Below are 579 nucleotides of genomic sequence, written 5' to 3' on the forward strand. Positions count from 1 at the left end.
GGTGGAGGCCGTCCGCGTCGAGCCCGTCATCGCGCGGCTCTGGAAGGCGAAGGTGTGGGACCCCGAGCGGGTGCGCGCGGCCCTGCTCGGACTCGGCTACCGGAGCCAGGACGCGGGCGGCGAGTCGGGCGACGGGACGCTGATCGTGTCCGGGTTGGACACGGGCGGGGAGGCCGGCCAGCACGGCGCCCCCGAGGGTGCCAGGGTCGCGCTGTACGTGGGTGACGACGCCTGCGTCACGGCGTACACCCAGCCCACCAACTACCACGTCGGCGTCAACGGGCTGTATGCGGAGGGTGGCTGTTTCGAGCCGAAGGGCGGCCACTGAGCGCCCGTCGTCGCTGGTCAGGTGGGGGAGCGGGTGGGGCTGCGGGCGGACAGGACGAGGGTGGCGGCGATGAGGAGCGCCGCCAGGACCCCGGTGACCAGGACCGGGGCCGGGGCGGGCGCGAAGGTGCTGGCCAGGATGGCGAGCACGGCCAGCGGGTGGATCACGTCGGCCGGGTTACGCAACTCGGCGGCGCGGTGGTGCAGCAGCCACACCAGGGTGATGAAGACGGCGACCGGGATCGTGTACGC

At 73.7% G+C, this 579-nt stretch carries 2 pseudogenes; one reads left to right on the forward strand and one right to left on the reverse strand.

Annotated features, from left to right (window positions below):
- Window positions 1-328 (forward strand): annotated as a pseudogene (locus KUM32_RS36965) (hypothetical protein); the annotation flags it as partial.
- A gap of 17 nt (window positions 329-345) precedes the next feature.
- Here the strand turns inward: KUM32_RS36965 and KUM32_RS36970 are convergent.
- Window positions 346-579 (reverse strand): annotated as a pseudogene (locus KUM32_RS36970) (low temperature requirement protein A); the annotation flags it as partial.

It is taken from the genome of Streptomyces sp. AC627_RSS907 (genome assembly GCF_019049165.1).